We start from the raw sequence: 18,416 nt of genomic DNA on the forward strand, positions 1-18,416 counted from the left end.
CGCCGATGATCTCGCGCAGCCGCTCGGTCGCCGCCGCGGCACTGGTCCGCAGCTGCGTGGCCGCGTCGCGCTGGGTGCCGTCGAGCCCCGGCGCGACCTCGAGCGCGGCGGCGCGGACGGCGATCAGGCTCAGCTCGTGCCCGAGCGAGTCGTGCATGTCGCTGGCGATCCGGGCGCGCTCGCGCAGCCGCGCCTGGTCGGCGACGAGCCGCTGCCTGCTCTCCATCTCCTCGGCCCGCCGCCAGCCGGTGCGCGCGAGCTCGCCGCGCACCCGGACGTACCGGCCCAGCAGCCACGGCGACAGCCCGGCGAACACCAGGATCGCGACCATCGCGGCCCAGTCGCCGATGCCGTCGGGCCCGACGAACAGGGACAGCGGCAGGCCGAGCAGCACCACGGCCACGCCGGTCAGCACGCCCGGCCGCGCCCGTTCCATCCGCAGCCCGGCCAGGTAGCTCATCGCCACCAGCACGAACACGACCCAGACGGCCACGCGGTCGCCGTACGGGAACGGCACGGCGAGCGTCCCGGCCAGCGCGATGCCGAGCGAGACGCCGGGGTACCGCCGCGACGTCGCCACCGACCCCGCCACGACGGCGAGCCCGCCCGCCAGCTCCCAGTACGACCGGCTTTCGATCGTGCCGGCGGCGACGACGAAGGCGAGGAACAGGCCGAGTGCGACGTCGAGCACCACGCGCCACCTGCGCTTCGTCACTTCTCGCACAGGTCCGAAGCTACAAGGCGTGACCGCGGGCGACCACTGCCGAAAGTCAACCTTTCAGCGTGTCCAGGAACGCCAGCGTCTGCGGCCAGGACAGCGCGAACGCGTCGGCGTTGACCGCCGTCCCGTGCCGCGCGGAGTCGCTGAAGCCGTGTTCGGCGCCCGGGAAGTGCTGGCTGAACGTGGCGCCGCGCGGCCGTGACTGCAACGCCGTCTGCAGCCGCGCGAACGTCTCGTGCGAGACGACGGCGTCGGCCTCCGGGTAGGAAACGAGCACCGGCGCGGTGATCTGTGTCGACAAAGCGACCGCGTCCAGCTCGTGGTTCGGCGGCGCCGGGTCGCGGACCGTCGGGTGGTAGGCGACAACGCCGGAAAGCCGCTGGTCGCGGGCCGCGAGCAGGAGCGCGAACCGGCCGCCGAGACACCACCCCATCACCCCCGCCGACGTGCAGCCGAGGTCGCCCAGCAGGTGGTCGAGCAGCGCGGTCTGCTCCGCCAGCGCGGCTTCGTCGCGCAGCTCGCCGAGCTTCGCGCCGAGGTCCTCGCGGGAGGTGTTGTCGGTGCTCGCGCCGTGGAAGACGTCCCAGGTCAACGCCGTGATGCCGCGGCCGGCCAGCTCGTCGGCCCAGGCCCGGACCTGCGCGCCGATCCCGGTGATCATCGGCAGCAGCAGCATCCCGGTGGCCGACCCGCCGTCCGGCCGGGCCAGGTACGCGGAGAGTTCGCCGACACGGACCGTGGACGTCTCGAAGGTCATGCCCGCATGATGCATGATGATCCACCATGGCCGAGCGCACACTCGCCGATCAGCTGGGCGGCGACCTCCCCGAAGGCATCGAGGCCCTCGAAGAGCACGAGCGGCAGGACCTCGCCGACGCCTTGCGCGACGCGCGCCGGCGCCAGGCGAAAGCGCTCGCCGAGGCCGGCGAAGAAGGCCTCCGGTACGTGCCGGCACTGTTGCGCGGCGCGGTCCGGAAGGCGGTCGGCCTGTGACCGCGGACTACGCCTCGCGCGCGGAGATCCTGAAGCTCGCCCGCGTCCTCGACGTCGAGCACGAGCGGCTGGAGTACCTCGCCCGCGTCGACGCCGACGACCTCAAGGCGTTCCGCGAGCAGGTCACCGACACGCTGTTCGACGCGAACATCGCCGTGCTGCAGCGGATGGCGCTGGCCGCGCGGCTGCTGCCCGGCGCCGTGCTCGCCAAGATCGCCGAGAAGGTGTTCGGCCCGCTGCTGTGCGCCCGGATCGCCGGGCTGGTCGACGTCTCCCGCGGCGTCGACGTCGCCAAGCGGCTGCACCCGCGCTTCCTCGCCGAAGTCGCGGCGGAGCTCGACCCGCGGCGGGCGAGCGCGATCATCTCGCGCATCCCGCTGGACACCGTCCTCGCCGTCGCCGCCGAGCTGGCGGACCGCGAGGACTGGATCACCCTCGGCCGGTTCGTCGGGCACCTGCCCGACCCGACCGTGCGGCGGGCGCTGGAGCGGATCGACGACCCCGGCCTGCTGCGGATCGCGTTCGTGCTCGACGACAAGAGCCGCATCGACCACGTCGTCGGCCTGCTGCCCGCGCACCGGCTCGGCAGGCTGCTCACCGCGGCGGGCGCCGACGAGGACCTCTGGGACCCCGCGCTCGACCTGCTGACCCACCTGAGTGCCGAGCGCCGGAGCACACTGGTCCCGATGCTCGGCGGGCTCCCGGACGGCTTCCGGGAACGCGCTCAGGCGACGATCAAGTAGATCCCGTAGCCCACGATCGCCGCGCAGAGCGCGAAGCAGACGACGGCGCCCGCGAGCTGACCGCTGCCCGAGCCACCGGCTTCGCGGGCCGAGTCGCGCTGGGAGAGCCCGACCACCCCGAAGGAGAACAGGCTCGTCAGCACGACGACCGAGGCGAGCGCGACGACGAAGACGAGACCGAGGGAACCCCAATCGATGTGCACGGCGGCGCTCCTCAGGCGTTGACCGGCTGGACGCCGGGCTCGGGTTCGTTGATGGAGTTCGCGCTGACGGGGTTCCGCTTCGACGCGAGGTAGATGCCCACCGCGACGACGACCCCGGCGAGGCCGATCAGGACCGTGCCCCAGGTGCCGAGCGTCGAGACCTCGGCGGCGATCGCGCCGACGACCGCGGCGGCGGGCAGCGTCAGCGCCCAGGCGAGCACCATCTTGCCCGCGACGCCCCAGCGCACCTCGGCGAGCTTGCGGCCGAGCCCGGAGCCGATGATGCCGCCCGAGCAGACGTGCGTCGTGGACAGCGCGAACCCGAGGTGCGCCGAGGTGAGGATGACCGCGGCGGCGCTCGTCTCGGCCGCGAAGCCTTGCGGCGTCTGGATTTCCGTGAGCTTCTTGCCCATCGTCTGGATGATCCGCCAGCCGCCGAGGTAGGTGCCGAGGGCGATCGCGGCGCCGGCGGTCAGGACCACCCACAGCGGCGGTCCCGAGTTCGGCGCGAGCGAACCCGACGCGATCAGCGTCAGCGTGATGACGCCCATGGTCTTCTGCGCGTCGTTCGTGCCGTGCGCGAGCGACACCAGCGAAGCCGACGCGATCTGGCCCGCCTTGAACGTCCGGCCGACCGTGTCCTGCTTCGCCCGCGCGGTGATCCGGTAGACGAGGAAGGTGCCGAGCGTCGCGACGATCCCGGCGACGATCGGCGAAGCGAGCGCGGGGATGAGGACCTTCTCGACGACCTTCCCGAAGTGGACGGCGTCGGACCCCGAGGCGATCCAGGTGGCGCCGATGAGCCCGCCGAACAGGGCGTGCGACGAACTCGACGGCAGCCCGATCAGCCAGGTCAGCAGGTTCCACACGATGGCGCCGACGAGCCCGGCGAAGATGATCACCGGCGTCACCTTGGTGTCGTCGACGATGCCGCCGGAGATCGTCTTCGCGACCTCGACCGAGAGGAACGCGCCGACGAGGTTCAGCACCGCGGACACCGCGACGGCGACCTTCGGCTTGAGCGCCCCGGTGGCGATGGAGGTGGCCATGGCGTTGGCGGTGTCGTGGAAGCCGTTGGTGAAGTCGAAGGCCAGCGCGGCGACGATCACCACCAGCACGATCAGCGAGAAGTCCATGTTCGGCTCTCTTCCTTTGCTGTTCGTTAGCAACGCTACTGATCGACTGGACAGCCGCCGATCCCTGTCGTGTGACAGCTGCCTGAACTCTCGATGAACCGGGGTGGGGCCAACCCCACCTCGAGCCCGGTGGTCCAGCCCAGTGTCTTTCCGTGGCCCGCTTGAAACCCTGGAACCGGGCGAAAGGGGCACCGATGAAAGCGATACTGGCGACCGTCGCGTCGGCCGTGCTGTTCTTCTTCGGCACGGGCTTGGATCCGCTGCCCGAACTCGCCTGGCTGGCGCCGTTGCCGATCTTCCTGCTGGCGCTCCGCGGCCACGGCGGGATCGTCCTCGCAAGCGCTTTCACGGCCTACCTGGCAGGCAGCGCAGGCAGCTGGAGTTACTTCTGGCATTCGCAGTCGGTCCCCCGGCCGGCCGCGCTCGCGATCCTCGGCGGGAGCGCGGTGCTGTTCGCGCTGTCCGCCGGCCTCTTCGGGCGGCTGGTCCGGCACGGCCACGGTTTCCTGGCCGCGCTCGCCGCGCCCGCGTTGTGGATCGTCGCGCTCTACGTCGTTTCGCTGCTCAACCCGACCGGCCTGATGGGCACCTTCATGACGACGCAGGCCGACCGGCCGTCGATCGTGCGGATCGCCGCGGTCACCGGCGGCTGGGGCGTGGAGTTCCTGGTGCTGTTCGTCCCGGCGGCCGTCGCCGCCGCGCTCGCGCCGGGCCTGCGTGGCCGGTCGCGGGTCGTCCCCGTCGTCGCGCTCGCCGTGATCGCGGGCGGTCTCGCGTTCTGGACCACCCCGGCCTCGACCACGCCGTCGACGAAGGTCGCCCTCATCGCACCGGGGCAGCACCGCTGGGCGGTCGACGTCGCCAGCCGTGACGGCCAGGCGCTCATCCAGTCCTATGTGGACCAGATCGCGAAGCTGCCGGACGGCGTCCAGACCGTGGTGCTGCCCGAAGCCGCCTTCGCGGTGGACCAGACCAGCCGCGCGAGCCTCGTCACGGCCCTCACCGAGGCGGCCCGGGCGAGGGACCTCGACGTCGTCACCGGCGTCCTGGACACCACGCCGGACGGCCGCTTCAACGCCGCGCTCGCCGTGCCGCCGTCCGGCGCGCCGGTCGAGTACCGCAAGTGGCACAACGGGGATTCGCCGAACATCCGCTCCGGCACCGAGATCACCCGGATCGGCCTCATGGTGTGCATGGACGTCAACTTCGCCGACCCGAGCCGGGACTACGGCGCGGCCGGCACCGGCCTGGTCTTCATCCCCGCGTCCGACGAGGACGTGGACGGCTGGGCCCACAGCCGCACGGCGCTGATCCGCGGCGTCGAGAACGGCTTTTCGGTGGCGTGGAGCGCGGCCCGCGGCACCCCGATGCTCGCCGACGCCCATGGCCACGTCCTGGCCGACACCCACACCGGCGGCAGCCCGTTCTCGGTGGTCGTCGCGGACGTCCCGGCCGGCACCGGGAAAACGCCGTACGCACGCTTCGGCGACTGGTTCGCCTGGCTCTGCGGCCTGCTCGCGGCGGCCGGGATCGCGGCCGCCGCGAGCAAGTCGTCAGACCTGGAGCGCCAGGTCGTTGCGTAGCACCTTCGACCACGCCGGATCGGCGCACAGCGTGCAGCCGGGCCCGAAGAAGACACCCTTGGCGCGGGATGACCAGCAGTCCCGGCACGACGATCACGTCGAACTGGCCGCCGAGGAAGAACACCGGGCCGTGCAACGCCGCCACCGAACCTTGCGGACCCGGCTCGATCGGAACGGTCGTCGTGGCGAGCGGGTCGGCGCCGGCCGCGATCGCCCCGCCGCCGCCCTGGGAGTGCCCGGTCGCGCCGAGGTGCGCGGTGTCGATCCGGCCGAAGTACTGGCTGCCGGGCCGGGCGTTCTCCGCCACGAGCGTCCGGGCGCCGGCCGGCATTTCCGCGCCGGTCCCCGAGTTCGGCGTGTCCGCGGCCGCGAGGTGGCGCAGCAGCGGCGCGTAGATCGCCGGGGGCGCGCCCGTTCCGTTGCCCCACACGATGACCGGGTGCCGCTCGCCGCCGAGGTCGGCGGGCCGGAAGACGACGGGCTGGTGACCCGGCTGGTCCCAGTGCACCGGCTCCGCCAGCGCCGGCCGGGGACTCACGGAAAGCGCGGTCAAGACCGCTACGAGCCGTGCGCGCCCGGGCCTTGGTTGTCACTTGTCACAACAAACGGCGGTCAAGTCTGAGCGTTGTCCCAGGTGGCCTCCCCCGCGCTGTGACCGATCATGAGCTGCATCACTTACTGACGGGTAGCTGGAGGCAGTGGAATGCGGGTCACCAACGGCGGTGCCAAGCGGATCCTCACGGCGGTCATCGCGGCGCTCACCCTCGGCGCCGCCGCTCCGGCGGTCGCCGAAGCGGCGCCGGGCAGCGGCTGGAACGACTGGGGCTGCCGTCCGTCGGCCGCGCACCCCCAGCCCGTGGTCCTGGTGCACGGCCTCGGCGCGAACGACACCGTCAACTGGTTCTTCCACGCGCCGAAGATCGCCGCGCAGGGCTACTGCGCGTTCTCCCTGACGTACGGCACCGGCGTCCTCGGCCCCGGCGTCGGCGGGCTCGCCTCCATGCGCACGAGCGCCACGCAGCTCGGCGGGTTCGTCGACCGGGTCCGGTCCGCGACCGGCGCGGCGAAGGTCGACATCGTCGGCCACTCCGAGGGCAGCACGATGCCCGCGTACTACCTGAAGTACGGCGGCGGCGCGGCGAAGGTCGCGAACTTCGTCGGCTTCGGCGCGAACTACCGCGGCACCACGCTCGGCGGCCTCGACGCGCTCGCCAAGGCCCTGCTGACCACGGTCCCGGGCTTGAGCGCGATCCTGAAGACGGCCTGCGGCGCGTGCCAGGAGTACCTGGCGCCGTCGGCCTTCCTGGACGACCTCGCCCGCGGCGGCGTGCACGTCGCCGGGCCGGCGTACACGAGCATCGTCAGCAAGTACGACGAGGTCGTGACGCCGTACACGAGCGGCATCCTCGACGAGCCGGGCGCGACGGACGTCGTGCTGCAGGACTTCTGCGCGGCCGACGCTTCGGGTCACCTGAGCCAGGCGGTCGACCCGAACGTCACCGGCCTGATCCTGCACGCGCTCGACGCGAGCTACACGCCCACTTGCACGCCGTTCACGCTTCCGCTGTGAGCGGGTTCTGCCCGAGGTACCGCCGCCCGTTTTCGGCGGACTCGCGTACCGCCGCGAAGCCGTAGTCCACCATCGCGGCTTCGTAAGCCGCCACGGCTTCGAGGAGCGGAGCCCCGGCCAGCGCGGACGCCAGTGCCGCACCGTCGCGCAACGCGGTGTTGGCGCCCGCGCCGGCGGCCGGGCTCATGGCGTGGATCGCGTCGCCGACGAGCGTCACGCGCGAGGGCGCCCACGGTTCGATCGGGACGCTCGTCCGGATCGGCTGTGGGAAAGTCGCCGGGACGTCCCAGTGCTCGACCATCGCGCGGGCGAGCGGGTGCCAGCCGTCGACGAGCCCCAGCGCCACCTTCTGGAGATCGGCGGGCGTCATCGCGGCGAGTTCCGCCTCGTCGTGGCCGACGACGTCCCAGCGCGCACCCACCGAGCACGTCAGGTACGGGTCGGCGTCGCGCAGCCGCAGGTCCGGCACCAGCCGCGCACACGCGTCGGCGACCGGCTCCGGGTAGTCGACCGGCGCGAACCCGGCCATCGTCCGGTCCGGCCCGAGCATCATGTTGAACACGGCGAACATCTCGGGCTCGAACAGCGCCCGCGTGGCCGGAGTCAGCGGAATCCGGCCGTAGAGGTGCACGAGCCCGGCGTCGACGACCCGGGCGTGTGGCAGGTACTGCCGCCGTACCGGGGAGTTGATGCCGTCCGCGCCGACCAGCAGGCTGCCGCGGACGGCGGTCCCGTCGGCGAAGTGCGCGGTCACGCCGCCGTCGTCGGTCTCGTAGTGCGTGAACTGCTTGCCGTACGCGACTTCCTGGCCGTGCAGCAGGATCTGCCGGAGGGTGAAGCGGTTGACGTTGAGGTGGGTCCCCTCGTCCGCCAGGCGCGTGACCAGCGTCAGCCGCTCGTCGTAGACGTTCGTGTGCGGCAGCGCCCGGCCCGCGGTGGCGCGGAAGAGTTCGTGCAGCTCGGGAGGCAGCACCTCCCGCAGCGCCGAATCGCCGAGACCGCCGATGTGCAGCCGGTAGCCCTGCTTCCGGGCGCCCGGCGACTCGTCGCGTTCGTAGACCTGGCACGGGATCCCGGCCCGGCGCAGGCCGTCCGCGAGGCTCAAGCCACCCAGACCGGCACCGATGATGATCACAGACACAGCTGTCCCTTCGTCGCTTCCGAGGAAGGGACGCACAGGTAAGCCTGCCGATGCCGTCCGGACTAACCCATACCGGACTGTGTCTTCGCGCGTCCTCGCCTTCGACGTTAGCGCACGCGATCTCCGGCGCGCCACACCGAATTCGTCAGCGGCACGCCCGGCCGGTACGCCAAGTGCGTCACCGACGGCGCGTCGAGCACGTGGACGTCGGCTCGCGCGCCCGGCCGCAGTACGCCGACGTCGTCGCGGCGCAAGGCCTTCGCCCCGCCCGCCGTCGCCGCCCAGACGGCCTCCTCGATCGTCATCCGCAGCTGCAGCACCGCGGTCGCGACGCAGAACGCCATCGACGTCGTGTACGAACTGCCCGGGTTGGCGTTGCTGGCCAGCGCGACCGTCGCGCCCGCGTCGAGCAGCCGCCGGGCCGGGGCCATCGCCTGGCGGGTCGACAGGTCGCACGCGGGCAGCAGGGTCGCCACGGTTTCCGACGCGGCCAGCGCTTCGACGTCGGTGTCGCTCAGGTACGTGCAGTGGTCGACGCTCGCCGCACCGAGCTCCACCGCGAGCCGCACGCCGGGGCCTTCGCCGAGCTGGTTGCCGTGCACCCGCAGGCCGAGCCCGCGCCCGGCGGCGGCCTTCAGCACCCGCGCCGACTGGGCTTCGTCGAACGCGCCGGTCTCGCAGAACACGTCCGCCCAGCGCACGTTCTCCGCGACGGCGTCGAGCATCTCACCGCACACGAGGTCCACATAGGACTCCGCGTCGGCGCCCGGCGGCACCAGGTGCGCGCCCAGGAACGTGACCTCGTCGGCCACTTCCCCGGCGATCCGCGCGGACCGGGCTTCGTCCGCGACGGTCAGCCCGTAGCCCGTTTTCGTCTCCAGGCACGTCGTCCCCTGCCAGGCGGCCTCGTCGACGTGGCGGCGGAGGTTGGCGGCGAGCTGCTCGTCCGACGCCTCCCGCGTGGCGCCGACGGTGGTCGCGATTCCCCCGGCGGTGTAGGGCTTTCCCGCCATCCGAGCTTCGAACTCGGCGGTGCGGTCGCCGGCGAAGACGAGGTGCGTGTGGCTGTCGACCCAGCCCGGCAGCACCGCGCGACCCTCGACGTCGACGCGCTCATCGGCGTCCGGCGCGCTCGAAGCCGGGCCCACCCAGGCCACGCGCGAGCCGTCCAGTACCAGGGCCGCGTCGGACAGCCGGCCCAGTTCGGCGTCGTTCGTCGTGAGCTCGCCGATGCCCGTGATCAGGACTGCCACAGTGCCTCGATCTCCTTCGCCAGCACGGTTTCCGGTCGTTCGATCAGCTGGTGCGCGCCGTCGCGCACGACCTCGCGGCCCGCCACGACGACGTGCCGGACGTCGGCGCCGGACGCGGCGAACACCACACCCGACGGCTCGATCCCGGCCGTCCGCACCGAATCCAGGGTCACGGTGACCAGGTCCGCGCCCGCCCCCTCGGCGAGCGCGCCGACCTCGTCCCACCCGACCGCGCCGTGGTCCGTGCCCGCTTCGAGGAGTTCCTCGGCGGTGAACCGGCCGCGTTCCTCGCTGGCGAGCCGGTCGTCCAGCTCCAGCGCGCGGGTTTCTTCGAAGGCGTCGACGACGGCGTTGCTGTCGCTGCCGATGCTCAGCCGCACCCCGGCGTCCCGCAGGGCACGGGCCGGGCCGATGCCGTCGCCGAGGTCGCGTTCGGTGGTCGGGCAGAAGCAGGCCCGCGCCCCGCTCAGCAGCTCGATGTCCGACGTCGCGAGGTGGGTCGCGTGCACGGCGACCAGCCGCTCGGTCAGCACCCCGCGTTCGTGCAGCAGCTCGGTGGGCGTGCGGCCGTAGGCGGCCAGGCACTGCTCGTTCTCGGCCCGCTGCTCGGACAGGTGGACGTGCACCACCCGCGCGCTGTCCACAAGGGACAGCTGGTCGGCCGGGACCGCGCGCACCGAGTGGATCGCCGCGCCGACGCGGAACAGCTCGCCTTCCTCCAGCGCGGCCACCCGTTCCGCCCACGCCGAAGCCGAACCGTCGGAGAAGCGCCGCTGCACCTCGTCGGGTTCGACGCCGATCCCGCCCGCCAGGTAGCAGGTGTCGAGCAGCGTCAGCCGGATCCCGGCGTCGGCGGCGGCCTGCCGCAGCGCCGCGCCCATCGCGTTCGGGTCCGCGTAGGGCTTCCCGCCGGGCGCGTGGTGCAGGTAGTGGAACTCGCCCACGCTCGTGTACCCGCCCAGCACCATCTCGGCGTAGACCCCGCGCGCCAGCCGGTAGTAGGTGTCGGGGTCGAGCCGGGACGCGAGCGCGTACATCCGCTCGCGCCACGTCCAGAACGTGCCGCGTTCGTGGTGCGTCCGCCCCCGCAGCGCCCGGTGGAAGGCGTGCGAATGCCCATTCGCGAAGCCCGGCAGGGTCAGCCCGTCGAGCACCGTGCCGGACCGCGGCGAGCCGGGTGTCACGCCGGTGATCCGCCCGCCGTCGACGTCGATGCGCACCGCGGACGCGATACCGCCGGGCAGCCAGGCTTGCGCGCACCAGAAAACTGTCGGTGCCGCGCGATAGGCTGGAAACGGGGGGCGCCCCCGCGGGCCGACGGTCATCGCGCCAGCCGCTCCAGCACCGTGGCCAGCGCGGCGGCCCCGGCCTCGACGTCGCCGGCCTCGGCGAACTCCTCCGGCGAGTGGCTGATCCCGGTCGGGTTGCGCACGTAGAGCATCCCCGACGGGACGAACCCGGCGAGGATCGCGGCGTCGTGACCCGCGCCGGTGGGCAGTTCCGGCGGTCCGCCGAGCCACCCGCTCAGGTCCCGCCGCAGGGCGTCGTCGAACACGACGTCGTCCGAATAGGACTCCCGCGTCACCGTCACCCGGCAACCTTCCTCGGCGGCCGCGGCCTCCGCCGCGCGCGTGATGTCTTCGACCAGCGCGGGGGTCACGGTCCCGGGCACCCGCGCGTCGAGCCACAGGTCCACAGTGGACGCGATGACGTTGGTGCCACCCGGCGTCGGCACCAGCCGCCCGACGGTCGCACGTGCGTCCGGCACCGCGCGCGCCAGCCGCCGGACGGCGGTGACCGTCGCGGCGGCGGGCAGCATCGGGTCGGCCCGGTCGGCCAGCAGCGTCGCCCCGGCGTGGTTCCCCTGCCCCTCGAAGGAGAACCGCCACCGCCCGTGCGCGATCACCGTGCTGCCGACCGCGACCGGCGCACCCAGGTCGATCAAGCCGCGCCCCTGCTCGACGTGCAGTTCGAGGAACCGCCCGACCAGCCGGAGCCGTTCCGGGTCGGCGCCGATCAGCTCCGGGTCGAAGCCGGACTTCGCCGCGGCCTCGGCGAACGTGACGCCGTCGGCGTCCCGCAGCCCGCGTGCCTTGCCGGCGTCGATCGTGCCGGTCAGCAGCCGCGAGCCGAGGCACGGGACGCCGAACCGGCCGCCTTCCTCCTCGGTGAAAACGACCACGGCGAACGGCTTGCCCGGCCGGAAACCCCGCGCCTGCAACGCTTCCACCGCGGCGAGCGCGCTGACGACGCCGAGCGGGCCGTCGAAAGCGCCGCCGCCGGGAACCGAGTCGAGGTGGCTGCCGGTGACGACGGCGTCCGGCCCCGGCGGCCCCCACCAGGCCCAGATGTTGCCGTTGTGGTCGGTGTCGACGTCCAGCCCGAGCCCCAGCGCGCGCTCGCCGAACCACGCGCGCAGGTCCTGCTCGGGCGCGTCGAACGCGTGCCGCGAGTAGCCGCCGCGCTTCGGATCGCGCCCGACGTCGCCGATTTCCGCGAGCAGACCGGAAGCCGTCACGCCTGCTCCCGCATCGGCACCCGCACCCCGCGCTCGTCGGCGACTTCGGCAGCGCGGTCGTACCCGGCGTCGACGTGCCGGATGACACCCATGCCCGGGTCGTTGGTGAGCACGCGCTCGAGCTTCTGCGCGGCCAGCTCGGTCCCGTCGGCGACGCTGACCTGGCCCGCGTGGATGGACCGGCCCATGCCGACGCCGCCACCGTGGTGGATCGACACCCAGCTGGCCCCCGACGACGTGTTGACCAGCGCGTTCAGCAGCGGCCAGTCGGCGATCGCGTCGGAACCGTCGGCCATGCCCTCGGTCTCGCGGTACGGCGAGGCGACGCTGCCGGAGTCGAGGTGGTCACGGCCGATCACGACCGGCGCCTTCAGCTCGCCGCTGGCGACCATCTCGTTGAACCGCAGGCCGGCCAGGTGCCGTTCACCGTAGCCGAGCCAGCAGATCCGGGCCGGAAGTCCTTGGAAGGCAACGCGTTCCCCGGCGAGCCGGATCCAGCGGGCGAGGGATTCGTTCTCCGGGAACAGTTCCAGCATCGCGCGGTCGGTCGCGGCGATGTCCTCGGGGTCGCCGGACAGCGCGGCCCAGCGGAACGGGCCGTTGCCCTCGCAGAACAGCGGGCGGATGTAGGCGGGCACGAACCCGGGGAAGTCGAACGCGCGCTCGCAGCCGCCGAGCTTGGCCTCGCCGCGCAGGGAGTTGCCGTAGTCGAAGACCTCGGCGCCGCGGTCCAGGAAGCCGAGCATGGCGTCGACGTGGTCGGCCATCGACTCGCGCGAGCGGTCGGTGAACTCGTCCGGCTTCTTGGCCGCGTAGTCGTGCCAGTCCTCGACGGCGATGCCCTTGGGCAGGTAGGAAAGCGGGTCGTGCGCGGACGTCTGGTCGGTCACGATGTCGACCTCGACGTTGCGACGCAACAACTCCGGCAGCACCTCGGCCGCGTTCCCGACGACGCCGACGGACAGCGCGCGCTTCTCCTGCTTGGCCTTGGTGACGCGGGCGATGGCGTCGTCGAGGTCGTCGGCGACCTCGTCGAGGTACCGGGTTTCGACGCGGCGGTGCGCGCGCTGCGGGTCGCACTCGATGACGAGCGCGACGCCGTCGTTCATGGTCACGGCGAGCGGCTGCGCGCCACCCATGCCGCCGAGGCCGGCGGTGACGGTGAGCGTCCCCTTGAGACTCCCGCCGAACTTCTTCTTCGCCACGGCGGCAAACGTTTCGTACGTGCCCTGGAGGATGCCCTGGGTGCCGATGTAGATCCACGAGCCCGCGGTCATCTGGCCGTACATCGTCAGGCCCTGCTGCTCGAGGCGGCGGAACTCCGGCCAGGTCGCCCAGTCGCCGACCAGGTTCGAGTTCGCGATGAGCACGCGCGGCGCCCACTCGTGCGTGCGGAAGACGCCGACCGGCTTGCCGGACTGGACGAGCAGCGTCTCGTCGACGTCCAAAGTGGTCAGTTCGCGGGTGATGGCGTCGAAGCTGGCCCAGTTGCGCGCGGCCTTGCCGGTGCCGCCGTAGACGACCAGGTCTTCGGGCCGCTCGGCGACGTCGGGGTCGAGGTTGTTGTGGAACATCCGCAGCGCGGCTTCGGTCTGCCACGACTTGGCGGTGAGCTGGGTGCCGCGGGCGGCACGGACTACGCGGGACATCAGACCTCCAGACGGGCGGCGTCGAGGACGGCGCCGGAGCGGACGAGTTCTTCGGCGGCCGCGATCTCGGGCGCCAGGTGGCGGTCGGGACCCGGGCCGTTCACCTTGGTGCGCAGCAGATCCCGGACGCGGCCGGTGACCGGCGACGGCTCCAGCGGCGCCCGGAAGTCGAGCGCACGGGCCGCCGTCAGCAGCTCGATGGCGAGCACGGTGGTCAGGCCGTCGACGGCCTTGCGCAGCTTCCGCGCGGCCGACCAGCCCATGGAGACGTGGTCCTCCTGCATGGCGCTGCTCGGGATCGAGTCGACGGACGCGGGCACGGCCAGCCGTTTCAGCTCGCTGACCACCGCGGCCTGCGTGTACTGGGCGATCATGTGCCCGGAATCGACGCCGGGGTCGTGCGCGAGGAACGGCGGCAGGCCGTGCGAGCGCGCCTTGTCGAGCATCCGGTCGGTGCGGCGCTCGGCGATGCTGGCGACGTCCGCGATCGGGATGGCGAGGAAGTCGAGCACGTACGCGACGGGCGCGCCGTGGAAGTTGCCGTTGGACTCGACGCGGCCGTCGGCGAGCACGACGGGGTTGTCCACAGCGGACATGAGCTCGCGTTCGCCGACGAGTTCGGCGTGCGCGAGGCTGTCGCGCGCGGCGCCGTGCACTTGCGGGGCGCAGCGCAGCGAGTAGGCGTCCTGGACGCGGTTGCAGTCCGGGCCGCGGTGGCTCTCGACGATCTTCGAGCCCTGCAGCGCCTGCCACATCCGGGCGGCGGAGGTGGCTTGCCCGGGGTGCGGGCGCAGCGCCTGGAGGTCGGCGGCGAAAGCGCGGTCGGTGCCCAGCAGCGCCTCGACGCTCATCGCGGCGGTGAGGTCCGCGATGTCGAACAGCTTGTGCAGGTCGGCGGCGGCGAGCAGGAGCATGCCGAGCATGCCGTCGGTGCCGTTGGTGAGGGCGAGCCCCTCCTTCTCGGCGAGGACGACCGGCTCGATCCCGGCGTGCTTCAGCGCTTCGCCTGCTTCGACGATCTCGCCGCGGTACGTCACCTGGCCCTCACCCATGAGCGCGAGCGCGACGGCGGCCAGCGGCGCGAGATCGCCGGAGCAGCCGAGCGAGCCGTACTCGTGGACGATCGGCGTGATGTCGGCGTTGAGCAGGGCCGCAAGCGTTTGCGGGGTCCCCGGGCGGACGCCGGTGTACCCGCTGGCGAGGGTCCGCAGCCGCAGCAGCATCAGCGCGCGGACGACCTCGGGCTCGACGGCGGGCCCGGCGCCGGCGGCGTGCGAGCGGATCAGGCTGCGCTGCAGCGCGGTCCGGCTCTCCACCGGGATGTGCCGGGTGGCGAGGGCGCCGAAGCCGGTCGAGACGCCGTAGGTGGGCGTGACGGCGTGCGCGAGGTTTTCGATGTGCTGGCGGGTCGCGGCCAGGTTCTTCTCGGCCGCGTCCCCGAGCCCGACCGGCGCGTGGCCGCGGACGACGTCGACGACCTGGGCGGCGGTCAGGGGTTCGAGGCCCAGGAGCACTGTTTCCGGCATGGGCCCATTGGACATCGTCCTTCCCGCTGGTGGGATGCCCCACGGAGTGGTTCTGTCTGGTATCCCAGACACTAGGCTCGGGCCATGGGCGAGAGCAGCGAGGTCCCGGCGCTGCGCCGCGGGCTGGCGGTGCTGCGCCTGCTCGCGACGCGCCCCGGCCCGGTGACGGCGGCGGCGATCGCGCGCGAAGCGGGCCTCCCCCGGTCGACGACGTACCACCTGCTCAACGAGCTCGAAGCCGCCGGTTTCGTCGTGCACTTGCCCGCCGAACGCCGCTACGGCCTGGGCATCGCGGCGTTCGAGCTCGGCTCGGCGTACCTGCGGCACGACCCGCTCGAGCGCCTGGCCGGGCCGTTGCTGCGCAAGCTCGTCGACCGCGTCGGGCACACGGCGCACCTCGGCGTGCTGCACGGCAACGAGTCGCTGTACCTGATCAAGGAGCGCCCGCTCCGCCCGGAGACCCTGGTGACCGAGGTCGGCGTCCGCCTGCCGGCCCAGCTGACGGCGTCCGGCCGCGCGATCCTGCGGCACCTGCCCGCCCCGCACGTCCGCGCGCTGTTCCCCTCGGCATCGGCGTTCGTGCACCGCACCGGCCGCGGCCCGGCCACGCTCGCCGACCTCCGCCGCACACTGAACGCGGAGCGCCGCCTCGGCTGGTCGGTCGAAGACGGCCACGTCACAGCGGGTTTCGCCTCGGTGGCCGCCCCGGTCTTCGACCACGGCGCCCGCCCACTGGCGGCGATCAGCGTGACGCTGCGCCACCACTGCACGACGGACCCGTGCGAGGAGACGTGGCCGGACCTGGCCGCGGAGGTGGCGAGCACGGCGGCCGAGCTGACCACCCGCATCGGCGGCCACCCGGGCTGACGCGTCAGGACCGAGCCGCGTCGCGGACACCGGCTCCCAGCGCCCGCACCAACTCCGGAGCCCGAGGCGCCCGCGCGTCGTTGGCCAGCCTGGCCAGCACGTCCTCGTCTTCGACGATCCGGAGCAGCGCGTTCTTCCCTTCGTCGTCGAGAAGCCCGGGTATTTGTGAACCGAGGAGCCAGGCACCGGCGAGCGCCGGGTCGTAGTGATGCCTGCCGAGCAGTTCCAGCTTCTCTTCGTACAGCAGATCGAGGTAGGGCGTCAGCAGCTTGAGCAACGCCAGCGCGGGCACTGAAGGGACCCGGACGGTGAGCCCGCCGGGCAGCACGACGGTCTCGGCGGATGCCACCGCCTCGCTCAGGCCGCGGACGTTCATCCGCACGTCGTCGGGCCAGAGGATGGTGCGGTCCTCCCGCTCGATGCCGCCATAGGGCAGCACGTCCACCTCGACTCCCTCGACGAGGAACGAGTGCACGCTGTCACCGTGCCTGTCGAGCTCTCCGACAAGCCGCTCGAAGTCGTCCCAAGTACAGATTTCGACAGCGATGTCGACGTCGCGGGTGGCTCGCTCGGGCGAGCGGCCGACCAAGCCGAGCGACAGGATCGTGCGCGCCGTCGCGCCGACCACCAGGTAGTCCAATCCGGCCGTACGCGCCGCGACGTCGACTCGGGCGAGTGCTTTGGCTGCCAGGAGGACTTCAGGATCCGCCGAGGCGGACAAGTCGATCATCAATGGTCCTGATCCGGTCTCCGTGTTCGCGCTGGCGGGGGTCTCCCGAAGCCAGCAGGTCAGCGTAGATCAAGGGGGAAGGCACCAGCCAGGACTCGGTCCCGGGCACGTGCCAGAACCGTTTCCGGATGTGGACGTTCCCCCGGCCTTCGGCCCGGGCCATGCGGTGCCGGCCGATCAACCGGGCTGGGAGCTGTTCGACGTAGAGGGTCAGCGAGGCAGGCCTCAGGTGGGAGTCGATGAGACTGGCAGCGGCCTCACCCCCCATTTGGATTCCCTGCGCACGCATCTCGGCTTCTGAGTCCGGCCACCACGAAAGGTCGTCCACGGAGAATTCGCCCAGGGAAAGCGTGGCGTTCAAGGTGATCGAGTACGCCTCCGCCCAGCGGTCGAGCAACTCACCGCCGCGAGCCAGACGACGGTCTCCCGCACCCTCGTAGAGGTAGCCCGCGCCGGCCAGCTCGTCGACCACCGTCTTGACGGTGCCCAGCGAGACCCCGCTCGCGCCGGCCAGGACCCGGTAGGGCTGAGCTGCCATTTCCGGCCGGCAGAGCAGAATGAACACGACGCGAAGCCCCGCTCGGCCGAAGGCTCCGGCCCCGTTCGGCGAGGTTCTCGAACGGGGAACAGCCGGATTGCGCCGCCCCCGGACGTCGACGAGGACATCGTCCCAAGCGAGGTGGGCGTTCCCCGCCGTGTCCACGTAGTCGATCCCCCTGGCACGCAGCCGCTCGGCGACCGGCTCACTGACATACGGCGTGACCAGCAACGCCGGGAGTTGCGCGGACAGGCTGATGCTGGTGGCGAGCTCAGGTGTCAGGCGAGACTTGACCTCGACGGCATAGGTTCGTGCCGCGCCGGCACCCGTCACGAGACGCAGGACTGCGTCACCTCGAACGCTGTCCCCTGACTCGGCGATCACCTCGCTGCGAAGCCCTAGCTCGCTCAGCCGCTCGCGCGCCGCACTCTCCAAGCCCTCAGCGTTCAACCAGAGAGCATGTTCATTTGAATTGAACATGCTCTCAGTTTGAACAAGTCTCGCTTCCGATACAACCCACCCGGGCTGACACGCTGCTGCGAACAGGGTAACTGTCACCGAACGGCTCGATTCCACTCCGTTCGGTGATTACCTTGGCTGAACAGGGGTTTCGAGGGGCGCCACCGATGGACGACGCACGCGTGAGGAAGGTGGGCTTCGGCGCCGTGCTCGCCGTCGCCGAGTTCCGCGCGATGTGGAGCGCCGAGCTGCTGTCGATCTGCGGGGACCAGCTCGCCCGTGTCGCGCTCGCGGTGCTCGTCTTCCAGCGCACCGGCTCGGCCGCGCTCACCGGCCTGACCTACGCCCTGACGTACGTGCCTTCGCTGCTCGGCGGCGTGCTGCTGGCCGGCGTGGGCGACCGCCGGCCGCGGCGGGACGTGATGGTCGCGGCAGACCTGGCCCGGGCCGCGCTGGTCGCCGTCATCGCGATTCCCGGCGTTCCGCTGTGGGTGCTGTGCGCGCTGGTCGCCGTGCTGACGGCGCTCGGCGGGCCGTTCAAGGCAGCGCAGCAGGCGCTGCTGCCCACGGTGCTCGAAGGCGAGCGGTACCTGGTCGGGATGGCGTTGCGGAACGTGACGATCCAGGGCGCGCAGCTGGCCGGGTTCGCCGGCGGCGGGGCCTTGATCGCGGCGCTGACGCCGTCCACGGCACTGGCGCTGGACGCGGTGACGTTCGTGCTCTCGGCGTTGCTGCTGGTCACGGGCGTGCGGCGGCGCGCCGCGGTCGCGCAGGCGGTCCGCCCGG

At 72.3% G+C, this 18,416-nt stretch carries 19 protein-coding genes; 7 read left to right on the forward strand and 12 right to left on the reverse strand.

The annotated features are described in order from the left end of the window. Window positions 1-715 (reverse strand): histidine kinase dimerization/phosphoacceptor domain-containing protein (locus G3I65_RS29510; RefSeq protein WP_309235787.1); only part of this gene is annotated, 715 nt, incomplete at its 3' end. A gap of 55 nt (window positions 716-770) precedes the next feature. Continuing rightward, window positions 771-1,478 carry a dienelactone hydrolase family protein gene (locus tag G3I65_RS29515; protein ID WP_160698996.1) on the reverse strand — a complete coding sequence of 236 codons (708 nt, stop codon included), beginning with the start codon at window positions 1,476-1,478 and terminating at the stop codon, window positions 771-773. 26 nt (window positions 1,479-1,504) lie between these two features. Between G3I65_RS29515 and G3I65_RS29520 the strand changes: the two genes are divergently transcribed. Both G3I65_RS29520 and G3I65_RS29525 read left to right on the forward strand, forming a co-directional pair. Further along, window positions 1,505-1,714: a hypothetical protein gene (locus G3I65_RS29520; protein ID WP_160698997.1), complete on the forward strand. Its 210-nt coding sequence runs from the start codon at window positions 1,505-1,507 to the stop codon at window positions 1,712-1,714. Next, complete coding sequence (locus G3I65_RS29525) at window positions 1,711-2,457, forward strand: hypothetical protein (RefSeq protein WP_160698998.1); 747 nt, start codon at window positions 1,711-1,713, stop codon at window positions 2,455-2,457. Before G3I65_RS29520 ends, G3I65_RS29525 begins: the two co-directional genes overlap by 4 nt. On the opposite strand, the gene G3I65_RS29530 is transcribed toward G3I65_RS29525, so the two are convergent. Then, window positions 2,439-2,660 (reverse strand): hypothetical protein, encoded by a 222-nt coding sequence (locus G3I65_RS29530; protein ID WP_160698999.1) that lies wholly within the window; start codon window positions 2,658-2,660, stop codon window positions 2,439-2,441. The two genes, G3I65_RS29525 and G3I65_RS29530, sit on opposite strands and share 19 nt — an antisense overlap. An 11-nt stretch (window positions 2,661-2,671) precedes the next feature. Continuing rightward, a complete protein-coding gene (locus G3I65_RS29535) occupies window positions 2,672-3,796 on the reverse strand; it encodes an inorganic phosphate transporter (RefSeq protein WP_125311640.1) in 1,125 nt (374 codons plus the stop codon). A 194-nt stretch (window positions 3,797-3,990) separates the two neighbouring features. Here G3I65_RS29535 and G3I65_RS29540 point away from each other — a divergent pair, with 194 nt between their 5' ends. From G3I65_RS29540 to G3I65_RS29550, 3 genes are all read left to right on the forward strand, one after another. After that, complete coding sequence (locus G3I65_RS29540; protein ID WP_160699000.1) at window positions 3,991-5,379, forward strand: nitrilase-related carbon-nitrogen hydrolase; 1,389 nt, start codon at window positions 3,991-3,993, stop codon at window positions 5,377-5,379. Window positions 5,380-5,447: 68 nt separating this feature from the next. Further along, complete coding sequence (locus G3I65_RS29545; protein ID WP_160699001.1) at window positions 5,448-5,774, forward strand: hypothetical protein; 327 nt, start codon at window positions 5,448-5,450, stop codon at window positions 5,772-5,774. A 308-nt stretch (window positions 5,775-6,082) separates the two neighbouring features. After that, a complete protein-coding gene (locus G3I65_RS29550; protein ID WP_160699002.1) occupies window positions 6,083-6,949 on the forward strand; it encodes a triacylglycerol lipase in 867 nt (288 codons plus the stop codon). Here G3I65_RS29550 and G3I65_RS58845 read toward each other — a convergent pair. The 6 genes from G3I65_RS58845 to hutH all read right to left on the reverse strand — a co-directional run bounded on the left by G3I65_RS58845 (window position 6,933) and on the right by hutH (window position 15,036). Next, window positions 6,933-8,090 (reverse strand): NAD(P)/FAD-dependent oxidoreductase, encoded by a 1,158-nt coding sequence (locus G3I65_RS58845; RefSeq protein WP_309235788.1) that lies wholly within the window; start codon window positions 8,088-8,090, stop codon window positions 6,933-6,935. The genes G3I65_RS29550 and G3I65_RS58845 overlap by 17 nt on opposite strands. A gap of 107 nt (window positions 8,091-8,197) precedes the next feature. After that, complete coding sequence (gene hutI, locus G3I65_RS29560) at window positions 8,198-9,343, reverse strand: imidazolonepropionase (protein WP_160699003.1); 1,146 nt, start codon at window positions 9,341-9,343, stop codon at window positions 8,198-8,200. Then, window positions 9,331-10,563: a formimidoylglutamate deiminase gene (locus tag G3I65_RS29565; RefSeq protein WP_309235789.1), complete on the reverse strand. Its 1,233-nt coding sequence runs from the start codon at window positions 10,561-10,563 to the stop codon at window positions 9,331-9,333. The genes hutI and G3I65_RS29565 overlap by 13 nt, the downstream gene beginning before the upstream one ends. Before the next feature lie 101 nt (window positions 10,564-10,664). After that, window positions 10,665-11,861, reverse strand: coding sequence for an allantoate amidohydrolase (locus G3I65_RS29570; protein ID WP_160699005.1), 1,197 nt, complete (start codon window positions 11,859-11,861; stop codon window positions 10,665-10,667). Continuing rightward, the gene (hutU, locus tag G3I65_RS29575) at window positions 11,858-13,510 is read right to left on the reverse strand and encodes a urocanate hydratase (protein ID WP_160699006.1); all 1,653 of its coding nucleotides are present in this window, start codon (window positions 13,508-13,510) and stop codon (window positions 11,858-11,860) included. Before hutU ends, G3I65_RS29570 begins: the two co-directional genes overlap by 4 nt. Beyond that, a complete protein-coding gene (gene hutH / locus G3I65_RS29580) occupies window positions 13,510-15,036 on the reverse strand; it encodes a histidine ammonia-lyase (RefSeq protein ID WP_160699007.1) in 1,527 nt (508 codons plus the stop codon). The genes hutU and hutH overlap by 1 nt, the downstream gene beginning before the upstream one ends. An 84-nt stretch (window positions 15,037-15,120) precedes the next feature. On the opposite strand from hutH, the gene G3I65_RS29585 reads away from it, so the two are divergent. After that, the gene (locus G3I65_RS29585; protein WP_160699008.1) at window positions 15,121-15,903 is read left to right on the forward strand and encodes an IclR family transcriptional regulator; all 783 of its coding nucleotides are present in this window, start codon (window positions 15,121-15,123) and stop codon (window positions 15,901-15,903) included. 4 nt (window positions 15,904-15,907) lie between these two features. Here the strand turns inward: G3I65_RS29585 and G3I65_RS29590 are convergent, their stop codons facing one another. Beyond that, window positions 15,908-16,624: a hypothetical protein gene (locus tag G3I65_RS29590; RefSeq protein WP_160699009.1), complete on the reverse strand. Its 717-nt coding sequence runs from the start codon at window positions 16,622-16,624 to the stop codon at window positions 15,908-15,910. Beyond that, window positions 16,602-17,651 (reverse strand): type IV toxin-antitoxin system AbiEi family antitoxin, encoded by a 1,050-nt coding sequence (locus tag G3I65_RS29595; RefSeq protein WP_160699010.1) that lies wholly within the window; start codon window positions 17,649-17,651, stop codon window positions 16,602-16,604. The genes G3I65_RS29590 and G3I65_RS29595 overlap by 23 nt, the downstream gene beginning before the upstream one ends. 146 nt (window positions 17,652-17,797) lie before the next feature. On the opposite strand from G3I65_RS29595, the gene G3I65_RS29600 reads away from it, so the two are divergent. After that, a partial coding sequence (locus G3I65_RS29600; RefSeq protein WP_166640739.1) for an MFS transporter occupies window positions 17,798-18,416 on the forward strand: 619 nt, incomplete at its 3' end.

The organism is Amycolatopsis sp. SID8362 (assembly GCF_010550475.1).
GTDB classification, from domain to species: Bacteria; Actinomycetota; Actinomycetes; order Mycobacteriales; family Pseudonocardiaceae; genus Amycolatopsis; species Amycolatopsis eburnea.

Coding starts and splice junctions, on each gene's coding strand:
- G3I65_RS29515 (WP_160698996.1), bottom strand. CDS start 1,478: ATGACCTTCGAGACGTCCACGGTCCGTGTCGGCGAACTCTCCGCGTAC.
- G3I65_RS29520 (WP_160698997.1), top strand. CDS start 1,505: ATGGCCGAGCGCACACTCGCCGATCAGCTGGGCGGCGACCTCCCCGAA.
- G3I65_RS29535 (WP_125311640.1), bottom strand. CDS start 3,796: ATGGACTTCTCGCTGATCGTGCTGGTGGTGATCGTCGCCGCGCTGGCC.
- G3I65_RS29540 (WP_160699000.1), top strand. CDS start 3,991: ATGAAAGCGATACTGGCGACCGTCGCGTCGGCCGTGCTGTTCTTCTTC.
- G3I65_RS29545 (WP_160699001.1), top strand. CDS start 5,448: ATGACCAGCAGTCCCGGCACGACGATCACGTCGAACTGGCCGCCGAGG.
- G3I65_RS29550 (WP_160699002.1), top strand. CDS start 6,083: ATGCGGGTCACCAACGGCGGTGCCAAGCGGATCCTCACGGCGGTCATC.
- hutU (WP_160699006.1), bottom strand. CDS start 13,510: ATGTCCCGCGTAGTCCGTGCCGCCCGCGGCACCCAGCTCACCGCCAAG.
- hutH (WP_160699007.1), bottom strand. CDS start 15,036: ATGCCGGAAACAGTGCTCCTGGGCCTCGAACCCCTGACCGCCGCCCAG.
- G3I65_RS29585 (WP_160699008.1), top strand. CDS start 15,121: ATGGGCGAGAGCAGCGAGGTCCCGGCGCTGCGCCGCGGGCTGGCGGTG.
- G3I65_RS29595 (WP_160699010.1), bottom strand. CDS start 17,651: ATGTTCAATTCAAATGAACATGCTCTCTGGTTGAACGCTGAGGGCTTG.